We start from the raw sequence: 13,798 nt of genomic DNA, 5'->3' as shown, positions 1-13,798 counted from the left end.
CAGCGGCACTCCCGAGCGCACGACAAGAGGAGGCACGACATGAACCGGGCCGACCACACCGGGCCGACCAGGCTGGACCTGGACCGGGGGACCGCGGTCCTGCTCGTCAAGGTGGGGAGGTACCCGCTGGCGCACGGACCGGTCGGCGCCGTGCGATCGCTGGGCCGTGCCGGGGTGCCGGTGTACGCGATGGTCGAGGACCGGCTCACGCCGACGGCGCTCTCCCGCTACCTCACGCGCGCCTTCGTCCGGCCCACCACCGGGCGCGAGCGCGCCGACCGGCTGCTCGCCGTCGTCCGGGAGGTCGGCCGGGAGATCGGCGGCCGGTGCATCGCCCTGCCCACCGACGACGAGGCCGCCGTCCTGCTCGCCGAGCACGCCGACGAGCTGTCCCCGTACTTCGTGCTGCCGCCCGTGCCCGCCGGGCTTCCCCGGCGGCTGGCCAACAAGGGCGCCATGCACGCGATCTGCGAGGAACACGGGGTCCCGGCACCCGTCACCGTCGCTCCGGGCGACCACGGCGAGCTCCTGGCGGCCGCGAAGACCTGCGGCTACCCGATGGTGCTGAAGAACCTGGAGCCGTTCACCCGGCTCAGCCGCCCGGTGGTCCAGCACTCCACGATCGTGCGCGACGAGCAGGAGCTGCTGGCCGCCTGCCCGCCGAACGGCCGACTCTCGGTGCTGGCCCAGGAGTACCTGGCCCCGGAACGCTCCGAGGACTGGATCACCCACCTGTGCTGCGGCCCGGGCGGCGAACCGCTCGCCGTCTTCACCGGGCAGAAGCTGCGCTCGTACCCGCCCTCGGGCGGGTTCACCACCCGAGCGGTGTCGCTGCCCAACCCCGAGCTGGCCGGACTCGCCGTCCGGCTCTGCCGGGCGCTGGGCTACAGCGGCATCGCCGACCTCGACTGGCGGCTGGACCTGCGTGACGGCAGGTACAAGCTGCTCGACTTCAATCCCCGCACCGGTGCCCAGTTCCGGCTGTTCGAGACGGCTGACGGCGTGGACGTGGTCCGCGCCCTGCACCTGTCCCTCACCGGACGCCCGGTACCGCGTGGTCCGCAGCTCCACCGCTTCTTCGGGGTGGGACAGCTGGACGTGCTCTCCGCCGCCGTCACGTACTGGCAGGACCGGCGTCCGCTGCCGGACCTGAAGCCACGGCGGTCCACGGAGCGTGCCTGGCTGTGCCGTGACGACCCGGCACCGGCCGCCGTCATGGCGCTCCGCTTCGGCGGCCAGGGGACACGCCGCGTGGCCGGCTACGCCGGACAGCGGATGACCAAGGGCCTTGCCCTGGGAGGTTCGAAATGAACTCGATCACCGAAGTACCCGTCGCGATCGTCGGTGCCGGTCCGTACGGGCTGTCCGTCGCGGCCCATCTCCGGGCGCTGAGCGTTCCGGCACGCATCATGGGTGTGCCGATGGGCAGTTGGCGGGCGCGCATGCCCGTCGGGATGTTCCTGAAGTCCACACCCCGGGCCTCGTCCATCGCGGACCCCGAACGCCGGTTCGGGCTGAACGACTTCCGGGCCGCCAGGAACCAGCCGCGGGTGGGCGATCGCTACGCGGTGCCGCTCGACGAATTCGTCCGCTACGGCGAGTGGTACCAGCAGCGGTGCGTGCCCGGGGTGGAGCGCGCGGCCGTGATCCGGGTCGAGGGGGCGCCAAACGGTTTCCGGCTCCACCTGGACACCGGTGAGGCGTTCACCGCCCGCGCTGTGGTGATGGCCAGCGGCTTCCCGTCGTACGCGAGGGTCCCCGTCGACCTGCAGCCGCTGGTCGCGGCGGGGCTCGCCTCGCACACCTCGGACCACGCCGACCTGGCGAAGTTCGCCGGCCAGCGGGTCGCGGTGATCGGGGCCGGGCAGTCGGCGCTGGAGAGCGCCACGCTGATGTACGAGGCGGGCGCCGAACCGGTCCTGGTCGCGAGGGCGGAGCGCCTGCAGTTCGGCGAGCCGCCCGACTCGGACCGGCCGGGCGACCGGACGTGGCCGGCGCGGATCGCGCATCCGGGGTCCCCACTGGGCCCGGGGTGGTCGTTCGTCGCGTTCACCCGCGCCCCGGCGGCCTTCCGGTACCTGCCGGACCGCACCAGGGCGGAGCTGGTGCGCACGGTGCTCGGACCGTCCGGGGCGTGGTGGCTGCGCGAGCGGGCGCTCGGCCGGTTCCCGCTGCTCACCGGGCACCGGGTGGCGTCGGCCGAGGAGGTCGACGGCCGGGTCCGGCTCCGGCTGCGCGGGACCACCGACACCCTGGAGGTCGACCAGGTGCTGGCCGCCACCGGGTACCGGGTCGACGTCGAGCGGCTGGAGATGCTGGACCCGGGGCTGGGGGGGGGGTAGCCCGGCGCAACGGTGGCGCACCCCGGTTGTCCCACGGCTTCGAGTCATCGGTGCCCGGACTCTACTTCACCGGCCTGTCCGCCGCCGACACCTTCGGGCCGATGATGCGCTTCGTCTGCGGTACGGGCTTCGCAGCCCGGCAGATCAGCCGGGCGATCGCCGCGGAGGTGCGCTGACCGACCTGATCCGGCCCCGGGCCGGCCGGCCCGTCCACCACCGGCCCGGGGCCCGCACCCCGCCTGTGCCCCATCTCACAGACTGACCGCATCCGCACCTCGAAGGGCTGCCCCACCTGGAGTTTTAAGCACGTGCACGATCGATGCCGCGGTTCCGGCCGCGGCATCGGGCTTGCGTACGGACCGTTCCCTCGTTCAGGCTGCTGGCTCCACAGCCGGGGGGAACGAAAGGTCCTCCCCCTCATGCCCAAGCACTCGAAGCACCGTGCCCGCAGCACGTTCACCGGCCGGCGAAGGCTCGCCGTCCTCGCCCTCGCGGTCGCCGCGACCGGATCCGGAGCGGCCGTGGCCTGGGCCCTGCCGACCGCGCCGGCCGATCCGGTGGTGGTCGACTCGCTGTCGGTCACGCCGTCGGCTCCCGGCAGCGGCGCGACGGTCACCGCCACCGCCAAGGTGCACGCCACCAAGCGGACCGCGGTGCAGGCCCTGACCATCGCGGTCCGTGGGGCCGACGGCACGCACTACGACTTCCGCGGCGCCATCCCGACCACGCTGTCCTCGAAGCAGCGGACGTTCACGCCGGAGAGCCGCACCTTCCCGGACGGCAAGTACACGTACTTCGTGGCGTACGAGGTCAACAACACCTGGCACGACCTGGCGCCGATCGGCACCTTCACCGCCGGTGCGACGAGCCCGGCATCGAGCCCGACGCCGACGCCGACCTCGACGCCGACCTCGACGTCGAGCCCCACCGCCTCGCCGACCCCGAGCGCCTCGCCGTCGGCCACCGCCTCGCCGACCCCGAGCACCTCGCCGTCGGCCACCGTCACCACCACGCCCACCCAGCCGTCCGGTTCCGGTGCCGCCCCGCTCGGCATCCCCGGCACCTGGCGCTCGGTCTTCGCGGACGAGTTCAACGGCTCCTCGCTCGACAGCTCGAAGTGGAACCCCAACTGGTTCGGCTGCGCCACCTGTACGACGCCCCCGGTGAACAGCGCCGAGTCCGCCGCCTACGCCCCGTCCCAGATCAGCGAGAGCGGCGGCAGCCTGCACCTCAAGGCCGAGCAGAAGCCGGCCACGGTGAACGGCAAGAACTACGCGTACACCTCGGGCCTGGTCAACACCAACGGCAAGGCCCAGTTCACCTACGGCGCCTTCGAGGCCCGGATCTACCTGCCGGCGTCCGGTTCGCAGGTCGCCAACTGGCCGGCCTTCTGGGCCGACGGCCAGAACTGGCCGGCCGACGGCGAGCTGGACGTGATGGAGGGTCTGAGCGGTGACGCGTGCTACCACTTCCACTCGCCGTCCGGCGGCCCCGGCGGCTGCGCTCCGGGCAACTACAGCGGCTGGCACACCTTCGGCGCCGACTGGGCGCCGGGCTCGGTGACCTACTACTACGACGGCGTGAAGGTCGGCCAGATCACCAGCGGCATCACCTCGTCGCCGATGTACCTGATCCTCAACAACGCGGTCTACGCCTCTGGTCCGACCGCGACCCCGGCGGACATGCAGGTTGACTACGTGCGCGTCTGGCAGCACTGACCCGGTGCGGTGCCACCGGCCGGCCTGACTGACCGGTCCCGACGGCGGTCCGGCGCCGCGGAACCCCCTCCGCGGCGCCGGACCGCCGTCGTGCCTCCGGCCGACGGGCCGACGCCGCCTCAGCCCACCAGGCGGGAGAGCTCGATCGAGTGGCCCGTCCGCTCCACCTTGGCGCGCAGGTAGCGGACGTTGCTGGCGGACAGGTGGACGCCGGTCGGGACCCGGCGCTCCACGGTGATGCCGAGGGCGGCCAGTTGCGCGGCCTTGTCCGGGTTGTTGCTCAGCAGGTCGACGGTGCCGGCGCCGAGCGCGGTGAGCATCTGGGCGGCGGCCGTGTAGTCGCGCCCGTCCTCGGGAAGGCCGAGCGCGGTGTTGGCGTCGTAGGTGTCCAGGCCGGAGTCCTGGAGGGCGTAGGCGTCCAGCTTGTTGTAGAGACCGATGCCCCGGCCCTCCTGGCGCAGGTACAGCAGGTAGCCGCCGGCCTCGGCGATCCGCTCCACCGACTCGCGCAGCTGGGGGCCGCAGTCGCACCGGTCCGAGCCGAACACGTCGCCGGTCAGGCACTCGGAGTGCAGCCGCACCAGCGGCGTCCCGCCGTCGGGGACCGTGCCGAGGGCGAGCACGAGGTGCTCGGCGCCGTCGGCCAAGCCGTGAAAGGTGAAGACCTCGGCCTCGGCACGGTAACCGTCGGGGAAGGTCAGCGGGATGCGGACCCGGGCGCGCACGGTGGCGGTCCCGGGCAGCGGTGGGGCAGGGTGCGGCATGGGCGGGGCCTCCGTTACCGGTGTGGTGGTCGGGTGTTGACCGTACTAGGTAGTTCCAATTTGAACAACAGGGTTCGGTGCCGCCGGGGGTGCGAGGTGCGGCGGAGGGCGGCAACGCCGCGGGGGCGACGGATCTTCCCGCGGGCCGCACGACGAACCGCCCGCCCCGCCCGCCCGCCCCGCCTGACCCGACCCGACCGGAGCGGGCACAGGATGTCGGGTGCGGCAGGGCGGGCCCTTCCTACGCTGGTGATCAATAAGAGGAAGGACGAGGTCGGGATGCTGGAGCAGCTCAACCGGGCGATCGCCCACATCGAGGAGCACCTGGACGAGCCGCTCGACGCGGCCGAGCTGGCGCGGATCGCGGCGACCTCGGAGTACCACTTCCGGCGGCTGTTCTCGGCGCTGGCCGGGATGCCGCTGTCGGAGTACGTGCGACGCCGGCGGCTCACCGTCGCCGGGGCCGAGGTCCTGGCCGGTGGGCGGACGCTGCTGGATGTCGCGGTCCGCCACGGCTACACCTCGGGTGAGGCGTTCGCCCGGGCGTTCCGGGCGATGCACGGCGTCGGGCCCGGCGAGGCCCGGCGCGGCGGCCTGGTGCTGCGCTCCCAGCCCCGGATCTCCTTCCGGCTCGTCGTCGAAGGGAGTAGCAGCATGGAGTACCGAATCGTCGAGAAGCCGGCGTTCAAGGTGGTCGGCCGGAGGGCGCGGGTGTCCCTGGTCCACGAAGGGGTGAACCCGGCGATGGCCGCGTTCATCCGGGAGATCGGCCAGGAGGACATCGCGCGGATCGCCGCGCTCTCCGACCAGGAGCCCGAGGGCGTCGTCTCGGTCACCGAGTTCTTCTCGGACGACCGCGCGGAGGGCGTCGAACTCGACTACTACCACGCGGTGGTGGCAGGTGCGGAGACCGTCGTGCCGGACGGGCTGGACGTACGCGAGGTGCCGGCCGGCACCTGGGCCGTCTTCGCCAACCGGGGGACCTTCCCGAGGGCGCTCCAGGAGATGTGGCGGGACGTCTACACCCTCTGGTTCCCGTCCAACCCGTACGAGACCAAGCTCGGCCCCGAGATCCTGCGGACCGGCTTCGGGTCGGGGGAGGAGGCGGAGGCCGAGCTCTGGATCCCCGTGGACCGAACTGAGCGGTGAAATGCTCCTTCAGCGAAGAGATCTGACTGAGCGACAGATCGATCGGCCGTTTGTTAGGGTCCGCGCATGAGGAAGCGCGTGCCCTTCCGAGGGGCGGAGAAGGAGAGCCTGTTCGTGGCTCTCGACCGGCACCGGGACGCGGTGCTGTGGAAACTCGAAGGGCTTGACGACGAGCAGCTGCGGCGGCCGGTGGCGCCGTCCGGGACGACCCTGCTCGGGTTGGTGAAGCACCTCGGCGGTGCCGAACTCGGCTGGTTCTGCCAGGCCTTCGGCCGGGAGACCGGGCCGCTGCCGTTCGACCTCGACGAGGACGAGGACTCGGACCTGCGGATCCGCCCGGACGAGTCCACCGCCGACGTCCTCACCTTCTACGCCCGGGCCCGGGCGGCGGCCGACCAGGTCATCGAGGAGCAGGGGCTCGACGAGCTCGGCCGGGCCTGGTTCGGCGACGAGGTGTCGCTGCGCTGGGTGCTCATCCACATGGCCACCGAGACCGCCCGCCACGCCGGCCACATGGACATCCTGCGCGAGCTGATCGACGGCCGGACGGGGGACCACAACCGGGGGTGACGGCGAGCGGGCCGTCGCCCCCTCCGCCGTTCCCGCTGACGCCGCCGCTCGCGACGCCGGTCGCGTCGGTGCCGCTCGCAGCGCCGTCCGTCCCGCCACTCTCCGCGGCTCCGCCCTCCGCCCGTTCAGCGCATCACCGGCGGGCCGGGGCCGCGGCCGGGCCGCATGCTGGGCCGGGGGAGTGCGGCCGAGCGAGGAGTGGATCGAGGATGGCCAAGGCGTTCGGGTTCGTCGACTACGGCGGGCCGGAGACTCAGGAGTTCCTGGACCGGCCGGTACTGGAGCCGGGCCCGGGCCGGCTGGGGATCGCGGTGCGGGTCGCCGGGGTGAACCCGGTGGACTGGAAGATCCGCCGCGGGCTGCTGGGCCGCAACCGCGAGCTCCCGGCCGTCTTCGGACAGGAGGCCTCGGGCGTGGTCGAGCGGATCGGGCCCGGCGTCACCGGCTTCACCCCGGGCGACGAGGTGTTCGGGGTGGCCGCGACCGGCGCCTTCGCCGAGCAGACGCTGCTGCGCGCCGACATGAGCGCGGTCAAACCCCGTGGTATCGGCTTCGCCGAGGCGGCCACGCTCTCGGTGGCGGCCGCCACGGCCGACGACGGCGTCCGGGACGTCGGGGTCGGCTCCGGCGAGACGCTGCTGATCCTCGGCATCGCCGGCGGTGTCGGCAGCGCGGCCGCCCAGATCGCCCGCAGCCGGGGCATCCGGGTCCTCGGTACGGCGAGCGACGCCAACCGTGCCCACGTGGAATCCCTGGGCTCCGTGCAGGTGCGCTACGGCGACGGCGTGGCCGAGCGGATCCGGGCGGCCGCGCCGGACGGCGTGGACGGCATCCTCGACCTGGTCGGCGGTGAAGCCCTGCGGGCCGCGGCGGTGACGCTCGCCGACCGGTCGAAGCTGGTCTCCACCGCGGACCCGGACACCGCCGCCGAGCTCGGCGGCCGCTACATCACCCGCTCCACCACCCCGGCCACGCTCGCCGCGCTGGCCGACTTGGTGGCGGCGGGCGAGCTGGACCCGCACATCACCGGCCGCTACCCGCTCGCCCACGCCGCCGAGGCGATGGCGCTGGTCGAGTCGGGGCACGCGCGGGGCAAACTGATCCTCGAAATCGGCTGAGAGCAGGGCGACGAGATGAAGCAGGAGAGCGTGACCGTCGGCGGACCGTGCTGGGTCGAGCACGGCAGCGCCGACCCGATCGCCGCCGAGCGGTTCTACGGCGAGATCTTCGGCTGGCAGGCCGAGCCCGACGAACGGCCCGAGGCCGGCGGCTACACCTTCATGAAGCTGGACGGCAAGGTGGCCGCCGCCATCACCCCGCTCTACGGGGAGGGGCAGCCGACGGCCTGGACGGTCTCCTTCGCCGTCGACGACGCGGACGCCACCGCGGCCCGGATCACCGAGGCCGGCGGCAGCCTCATCGTCGCGCCGACGGAGGCCCTGGACCTCGGCCGGTTCGTGATCGCCGCCGACCCGTCCGGCGCGGTGTTCGCGCTCTGGCAGCCGCGCGCGCTGCTGGGCGCCGAGGTGCTCAACGAGCCCGGCGCGCTCGGCTGGGTGGAGCTGGTCACCCGCGACCCGGACGGTTCCCGCGCGTTCTACCCGGCGGTGTTCGGTTGGTCGGTGAACCCGTCCGAGCGGTACACCCAGTGGGGCCTGTCCGGTGAGGACTTCGGCGGCATGCTCACCATGGACGACCGGTTCCCGCCGCAGGTGCCGCCGCACTGGCTGCCGTACTTCGCGGTCGCCGACGCCGACGTGGCGACGTTCCGGGCCGGGAACCTCGGTGGCGACGTCCTGATGCCGCCGGTCTCGATGGCGAACGACCGGCGGATCGCCGTCCTGCGCGACCCGATGGGCGCGGCCTTCGGCATCTACGCGGCCGGGCCCGAGGGCTGACCCCCCTCCGGCGCCCCCGCCGCCGGGCGGCGGAGCCGGGCCGCCCCGCCGGTCACCGCCGCCACGGCGGTGACCAGCAGCGCCGCCGCCGGCACCACGTCGCCGACCCGGTCGTACCAGGTAGCCGTCGTGGTGGTGGTGAGCGGAAGCCGGACCGTCAGCGTCCCGGTGCTCCCGGTGCCGAGCCGGGCCAGCTCGCGCCCCTGCGCGTCGAACGCGGCCGAGACGCCGGTGAGCGAGGCCTGGACGGCGGGTCGGCCGGTCTCGGCGGCGCGGATCGCGGCCAGCGAGACGTGCTGCTCGGGGGCCCAGGTGCGCTGGAAGGTCGAGGTCGAGGACTGGTAGACCAGCACCCGGGCGCCGTCGTTCGCGGCCGCCCGGGCCATGTCGGGGAAGGCCGACTCGAAGCAGACCAGTGCCCCGACCGGCAGCGGCGCACCCGCGCGGTCGGTCGACGGCAGCAGGTGGAACGCCGTGCCCGGCGCCCGGTTCTCCCCGGCCGCCCGGCTCACGCCGGCGATCCAGCCGAGCGCCGGGCGCAACGGGATGTACTCGCCGAACGGCACCAGCCGGATCTTGCGGTAGCGATCGACGATCCCGTCCGGCGAGATCAGCACCGCGTCCTTGGAGATCCGCCCGTCCGCCTTGCGCGCGTCCTCGCCGGCCAGCAGCTCGGCGCCGGTCAGTGCCGAGAGCCGGCGCAGCCGGTCCAGGGCGGCCGGGTCGCGGTCCAGGTCGGCGGTGGTGCTGGACTCGCCCCAGACGACCAGGTCGACGGGCCGGCCGCCCAGCGCGGCGGTGGCCGCGGCGCTCGCCTCGAACCGGGCCTGCGGATCCTCGACGATGCCGGGCTGCACCAGCGCGACGGTGGCCTCCCCGGAGCGGGCGGGCGCGTCGCGGAGCGCGAACAGTGCCGGGCCGGCCGCCAGCACCAGCACGGTGGACAGCGCGGCGAGGGCGCGGGGCTGCCACCGGACGGCGGTGAGCGCGATCAGTACGCCGGTGTTGACGGCCACCACGGCGGCGCTGACCAGCCAGATCCCGCCCGCCGAGGCCAGCGCGAGGACGGCCGGGTGCCGCCACTGGGTGGCGCCGAGCAGTGCCCACGGCCCGCCGAGGGCGTGCCAGGAGCGCGCGTACTCGGTGGTCAGCCAGACCGCCGGGAGGACGGCCAGGGCGAGCAGCGAGCGGCGTGCGGTCAGCGGCGGGTGCAGCAGCCGGTGGGCGGCGTAGCCGAACCCGGCCTGGAGGACACCGAAGACCAACGCGAGCAGCGGCAGCGCCGGCCCGATGGAGGGGAGCAGCCAGTACATCCCGGTCAGGATGAACCCGGCGCCGAACCACCAGCCGCGCACCGCCGCCTCCCGCGCCCCGGGCGCCCGCTGCATCAGCAGCAGCCCGGGGACGAGTGCGACCCAGGCGAGCCAGGCCTGCCCGGGGGCCGGGAAGGCGAGCACGGGAAGCGCCCCGGCGGCCAGCGCGGCCACCCGGGCCCGGTAGCGGTGGGTCCGGGCGTCGCGGTCCGGTGCGGCGGGCACCGCACCGTGGGCGGGCCGGGCGAGGGCGAGGCGGCGGGACATGCCCCGTATTGTCCGCTCGGCAGGGGGGTGCCACCAGCATTTCCGTCACCCGAATGGATGAAGGGAAGGCGGACGGCCCGATGACCGGGACGCCGCCGACGCACGCCGGGCGGGGCTGCCGGGGCCGTCGTCAGCCCCGCCCGGAGCGCGCCGGGCTCAGCCCTCGTCGCCCTCCAGGTCGCCCTCGGTCTCCAGGAACGCGGCCTGCAGCTGCTCGATCAGCTCCGGGTCCGGCTGCTCCCACAGCCCGCGGCTCGCCGCCTCCAGCAGCCGCTCGCTGATCCCGTGCAGCGCCCACGGGTTGGCCTCGGCCAGGAACTCCCGGTTGGTCGGGTCGAGCACGTACTCCTGGGTCAGCTTCTCGTACATCCAGTCGGCGACCACGCCGGTGGTGGCGTCGTAGCCGAACAGGTAGTCCACGGTGGCCGCCATCTCGAAGGCGCCCTTGTAGCCGTGCCGGCGCATCGCCTCGATCCAGCGCGGATTGACCACCCGGGCGCGGAAGACGCGGGCCGCCTCCTCGGTCAGGGTGCGGGTGCGGACCGTCTCCGGGCGGGTCGAGTCGCCGATGTAGGCCGTCGGCGCCTTGCCGGTGAGGGCGCGCACGGTGGCCACCATGCCGCCGTGGTACTGGAAGTAGTCGTCCGAGTCGGCGATGTCGTGCTCGCGGGTGTCGGTGTTCTTGGCCGCGACGGTGATCCGCTTGTACGCGGTCTCCATCTCCTCGCGGGCCGGCCGCCCGTCCAGGCCGCGGCCGTACGCGTAGCCGCCCCAGACCGTGTAGACCTCGGCGAGGTCGGCGTCGGTGCGCCAGTCCCGGCTGTCGATCAGCTGGAGCAGGCCGGCGCCGTAGGTGCCCGGGCGGGAGCCGAAGACCCGGACCGTCGCCTTGCGCTCGTCGCCGTGCACGGCGAGGTCGGCCTGGACGTGGGCCCGGACGAAGTTGTCCTCCGCCGGCTCCTCCTGGGCCGCGGCCAGGCGCACCGCGTCGTCCAGCAGGGCGACCACGTGCGGGAAGGCGTCGCGGAAGAAGCCGGAGATGCGCAGCGTCACGTCGATGCGCGGGCGGCCCAGCTCGTCCAGCGGGATCGCCTCCAGCCCGGTGACCCGGCGCGAGGCGTCGTCCCAGACCGGGCGGACGCCGAGCAGGGCGAAGGCCTCGGCGATGTCGTCGCCGGCGGTCCGCATCGCGCTGGTGCCCCAGAGCGAGAGGCCGACCGAGGGCGGGTAGGCGCCGTCGTTGTCGGCGGTGTAGCGCTCGACGAGCGACGCGGCCAGGGCCTGGCCGGTCTCCCAGGCGAGCTTGCTGGGGACCGCCTTGGGGTCGACGGAGTAGAAGTTGCGGCCGGTCGGCAGCACGTTGACCAGGCCGCGCAGCGGCGAGCCGGACGGGCCGGCCGGGACGAAGCCGCCCTGCAGTGCGTGCAGCACGGCGTCCAGCTCGTCAGTGGTGGCGGCCAGGCGCGGGACGACCTGGGTGGCCGCGAAGGTCAGCACCTCGGCGACGGCGGCCGGCAGTCCGGCGGCCACCTTCTCGACCGCCGCGGGCGCCCAGTCCTCGGCCTCCATGGCCTCGACCAGGGCGCGGGCCTGCGCCTCGGCCGCGTCGGTGGCGCCCAGGGTGAGCGCCGCCTCGTCCAGGCCGAGCGCCTCGCGCAGGCCGGGCAGCGCGCTGACGCCGCCCCAGATCTGCCGGGCGCGGAGGATGGCGAGCACGATGTTGACCCGGTCGGTGCCGCTCGGCGCCTGGCCGAGGACGTGCAGGCCGTCGCGGATCTGGGCGTCCTTGATCTCGCAGAGCCAGCCGTCGACGTGCAGCAGGAAGTCGTCGAAGCCGTCGTCCTCCGGGCGCTCGTCCAGGCCGAGGTCGTGGTCCAGCTTGGCGGCCTGGATCAGCGTCCAGATCTGGGCGCGGATGGCGGGCAGCTTGGCCGGGTCCATGGCGGCGATGTTGGAGTGCTCGTCGAGCAGCTGCTCCAGGCGCGCGATGTCGCCGTAGGAGTCGGCGCGGGCCATCGGCGGGACGAGGTGGTCGACGAGGGTGGCGTGGGCGCGGCGCTTGGCCTGGGTGCCCTCGCCCGGGTCGTTGACCAGGAACGGGTAGACCAGGGGGAGGTCGCCGAGGACGGCGTCCGGGCCGCACTCGGCGGAGAGCGCGGCGGTCTTGCCGGGCAGCCACTCCAGGTTCCCGTGCTTGCCGAGGTGGATGACGGCGTGGGCGCCGAAGCCGCCGTCCTCGCGGGCGGCCTCGATCCAGCGGTAGGCGGCCAGGTAGTGGTGCGACGGCGGGAGGTCGGGATCGTGGTAGATCGCGACCGGGTTCTCGCCGAAGCCGCGCGGCGGCTGGATCAGCACGAGCAGGTTCCCGGAGCGGATCGCGGCCAGCACGATGTCGCCGTCCGGGTTCTGCGAGCGGTCCACGTAGAGCTCGCCGGGGGCGGGGCCCCAGTGTTCCTCGACCTGCTCGCGCAGCGCCTGCGGCAGCGTGGCGTACCAGCGGCGGTAGTCGGCGGCGGGGATGCGGACGGGGTTGCGGGCCAGCTGCTCCTCGGTGAGCCAGTCCTGGTCGTAGCCGCCGGCCGCGATCAGCGCGTGGATGAGGGCGTCGCCCTCGTGGCCGTCCTCGCCGGCACCGTCCAACCCGGGGAGCGCGTCGCCGAGGTCCATGCCCTCCGCGCGCAGCCGCTCCAGCAGCCGGACGGCGCTGGCCGGGGTGTCCAGGCCGACGGCGTTGCCGACCCGGGCGTGCTTGGTCGGGTACGCGGAGAGGACGAGGGCGAGCCGGCGCTCGGCGGCCGGGACGTGGCGCAGCCGGGCGTGCTTGACGGCGGTGCCGGCCACCCGGGCGGCGCGCTCGGGGTCGGCGGCGTAGACGGTCAGACCGTCCTCGTCCAGCTCCTTGAAGGAGAACGGGACGGTGATCAGGCGGCCGTCGAACTCGGGCACGGCGATCTGGGTGGCGGTGTCCAGCGGGGAGAGGCCGTCGTCGCTGGCCTCCCACTGGGCCCGCGACCAGGTCAGGCAGAGCGCCTGGAGGATCGGGCGGTCGAGCGCGGCGAGCGCGCCGGCGTCCCAGGCCTCCTCGTCGCCGCCGGCCTGGGCGTCGGCCGGGCGGGTGCCGCCGGCCGCGAGCACGGTGGTGACGATCGCGTCGGCCTCGCCGAGCGCGGCCAGCAGCTCGGGCTCGGCGCCGCGCAGCGAGGCGCAGTAGTAGGCGCGGGCCTGTGCGTCCTGGTCCTCGACGGCGCGGCAGAGGGTCTCGACGAAGGCGGTGTTCCCGCTCATGTGGTGGGCGCGGTAGTAGAGCACCGCGACGGTCGGGCCCCCGGTCGTGCGGGCCTCGCGCTCCAGCGGCCCCCAGGCCGGCGCGGAGGCGGGCGGGGCGAAGCCGTGGCCGGTGAGCAGCACCGTGTCGGAGAGGAAGGAGCCCAGCTCGGCGAGGTTGGCCGCGCCGCCGTGGGCGAGGTAGGCGTGCGCCTCGGCGGCGATGCCGGCCGGGACGGTGGACAGCTCCATCAGCTGGGCGTCGGGTGCCTGCTCGCCGGTGAGCACCACCACCGGGCGGGGGCCGGCCAGCAGCGCGTCCAGGCCCTCCTGCCAGGCCCGGCGGCCGCCGAGCAGGCGGACCACCACGAGGTCGGTGCCCTCCAGCAGCTCGGGCAGCTCCTCGGCGGTGAGCCGGGCCGGGTTGCCGAGGCGGTAGCGGACCGGACCCTCCGAGGCACGGGCGCTGAGCAGGTCGGTGTCGGACGTCGACAGCAGCAGAATCATGCGAAG

General features: G+C 74.2%; 11 protein-coding genes. 8 read left to right on the top strand and 3 right to left on the bottom strand.

The genetic code is table 11. The features are described 5' to 3' along the window. The first annotated feature begins 39 nt into the window (after positions 1–39). From ACF9IK_RS07120 to ACF9IK_RS07105, 4 genes are all read left to right on the top strand, one after another. Positions 40–1,311, top strand: coding sequence for an ATP-grasp domain-containing protein (locus ACF9IK_RS07120; RefSeq protein ID WP_395293382.1), 1,272 nt, complete (start codon positions 40–42; stop codon positions 1,309–1,311). Further along, positions 1,308–2,342: an NAD(P)-binding domain-containing protein gene (locus tag ACF9IK_RS07115; protein WP_395293381.1), complete on the top strand. Its 1,035-nt coding sequence runs from the start codon at positions 1,308–1,310 to the stop codon at positions 2,340–2,342. Before ACF9IK_RS07120 ends, ACF9IK_RS07115 begins: the two co-directional genes overlap by 4 nt. 50 nt (positions 2,343–2,392) lie before the next feature. Next, entirely contained in the window at positions 2,393–2,518 is a 126-nt protein-coding gene (locus tag ACF9IK_RS07110) for a hypothetical protein (protein WP_395293380.1), read from the top strand. 243 nt (positions 2,519–2,761) lie between these two features. After that, entirely contained in the window at positions 2,762–4,060 is a 1,299-nt protein-coding gene (locus ACF9IK_RS07105) for a glycoside hydrolase family 16 protein (RefSeq protein ID WP_395293379.1), read from the top strand. Between the two features lie 119 nt (positions 4,061–4,179). On the opposite strand, the gene ACF9IK_RS07100 is transcribed toward ACF9IK_RS07105, so the two are convergent. Beyond that, entirely contained in the window at positions 4,180–4,824 is a 645-nt protein-coding gene (locus ACF9IK_RS07100) for a GTP cyclohydrolase II (protein WP_395293378.1), read from the bottom strand. Positions 4,825–5,103: 279 nt separating this feature from the next. Between ACF9IK_RS07100 and ACF9IK_RS07095 the strand changes: the two genes are divergently transcribed. The 4 genes from ACF9IK_RS07095 (at position 5,104) to ACF9IK_RS07080 (ending at position 8,441) form a co-directional block, all read left to right on the top strand. Beyond that, positions 5,104–5,973 carry a GyrI-like domain-containing protein gene (locus tag ACF9IK_RS07095; protein WP_395298495.1) on the top strand — a complete coding sequence of 290 codons (870 nt, stop codon included), beginning with the start codon at positions 5,104–5,106 and terminating at the stop codon, positions 5,971–5,973. A gap of 66 nt (positions 5,974–6,039) precedes the next feature. Beyond that, positions 6,040–6,543 carry a DinB family protein gene (locus ACF9IK_RS07090; RefSeq protein WP_395293377.1) on the top strand — a complete coding sequence of 168 codons (504 nt, stop codon included), beginning with the start codon at positions 6,040–6,042 and terminating at the stop codon, positions 6,541–6,543. Positions 6,544–6,752: 209 nt separating this feature from the next. Continuing rightward, positions 6,753–7,661 (top strand): NADP-dependent oxidoreductase, encoded by a 909-nt coding sequence (locus ACF9IK_RS07085; protein WP_395293376.1) that lies wholly within the window; start codon positions 6,753–6,755, stop codon positions 7,659–7,661. Between the two features lie 15 nt (positions 7,662–7,676). Next, positions 7,677–8,441, top strand: coding sequence for a VOC family protein (locus tag ACF9IK_RS07080; RefSeq protein ID WP_395293375.1), 765 nt, complete (start codon positions 7,677–7,679; stop codon positions 8,439–8,441). On the opposite strand, the gene lnt is transcribed toward ACF9IK_RS07080, so the two are convergent. After that, positions 8,417–10,021 (bottom strand): apolipoprotein N-acyltransferase, encoded by a 1,605-nt coding sequence (lnt, locus tag ACF9IK_RS07075; protein ID WP_395293374.1) that lies wholly within the window; start codon positions 10,019–10,021, stop codon positions 8,417–8,419. The two genes, ACF9IK_RS07080 and lnt, sit on opposite strands and share 25 nt — an antisense overlap. A gap of 156 nt (positions 10,022–10,177) precedes the next feature. Then, complete coding sequence (gene cobN / locus ACF9IK_RS07070; RefSeq protein WP_395293373.1) at positions 10,178–13,792, bottom strand: cobaltochelatase subunit CobN; 3,615 nt, start codon at positions 13,790–13,792, stop codon at positions 10,178–10,180. Positions 13,793–13,798 lie beyond the last annotated feature (6 nt).

Source organism: Kitasatospora hibisci, assembly GCF_043950205.1.
GTDB lineage: Bacteria > Actinomycetota > Actinomycetes > Streptomycetales > Streptomycetaceae > Kitasatospora > Kitasatospora hibisci.
Note: the sequence above shows the minus strand (reverse complement) of the source record. Positions and strands in the feature narration are given on the sequence as shown.

Coding starts and splice junctions, on each gene's coding strand:
- ACF9IK_RS07080 (WP_395293375.1), top strand. CDS start 7,677: ATGAAGCAGGAGAGCGTGACCGTCGGCGGACCGTGCTGGGTCGAGCAC.
- lnt (WP_395293374.1), bottom strand. CDS start 10,021: ATGTCCCGCCGCCTCGCCCTCGCCCGGCCCGCCCACGGTGCGGTGCCC.
- ACF9IK_RS07095 (WP_395298495.1), top strand. CDS start 5,104: ATGCTGGAGCAGCTCAACCGGGCGATCGCCCACATCGAGGAGCACCTG.
- ACF9IK_RS07105 (WP_395293379.1), top strand. CDS start 2,762: ATGCCCAAGCACTCGAAGCACCGTGCCCGCAGCACGTTCACCGGCCGG.
- ACF9IK_RS07090 (WP_395293377.1), top strand. CDS start 6,040: ATGAGGAAGCGCGTGCCCTTCCGAGGGGCGGAGAAGGAGAGCCTGTTC.
- ACF9IK_RS07120 (WP_395293382.1), top strand. CDS start 40: ATGAACCGGGCCGACCACACCGGGCCGACCAGGCTGGACCTGGACCGG.
- ACF9IK_RS07085 (WP_395293376.1), top strand. CDS start 6,753: ATGGCCAAGGCGTTCGGGTTCGTCGACTACGGCGGGCCGGAGACTCAG.
- ACF9IK_RS07115 (WP_395293381.1), top strand. CDS start 1,308: ATGAACTCGATCACCGAAGTACCCGTCGCGATCGTCGGTGCCGGTCCG.
- ACF9IK_RS07100 (WP_395293378.1), bottom strand. CDS start 4,824: ATGCCGCACCCTGCCCCACCGCTGCCCGGGACCGCCACCGTGCGCGCC.
- cobN (WP_395293373.1), bottom strand. CDS start 13,792: ATGATTCTGCTGCTGTCGACGTCCGACACCGACCTGCTCAGCGCCCGT.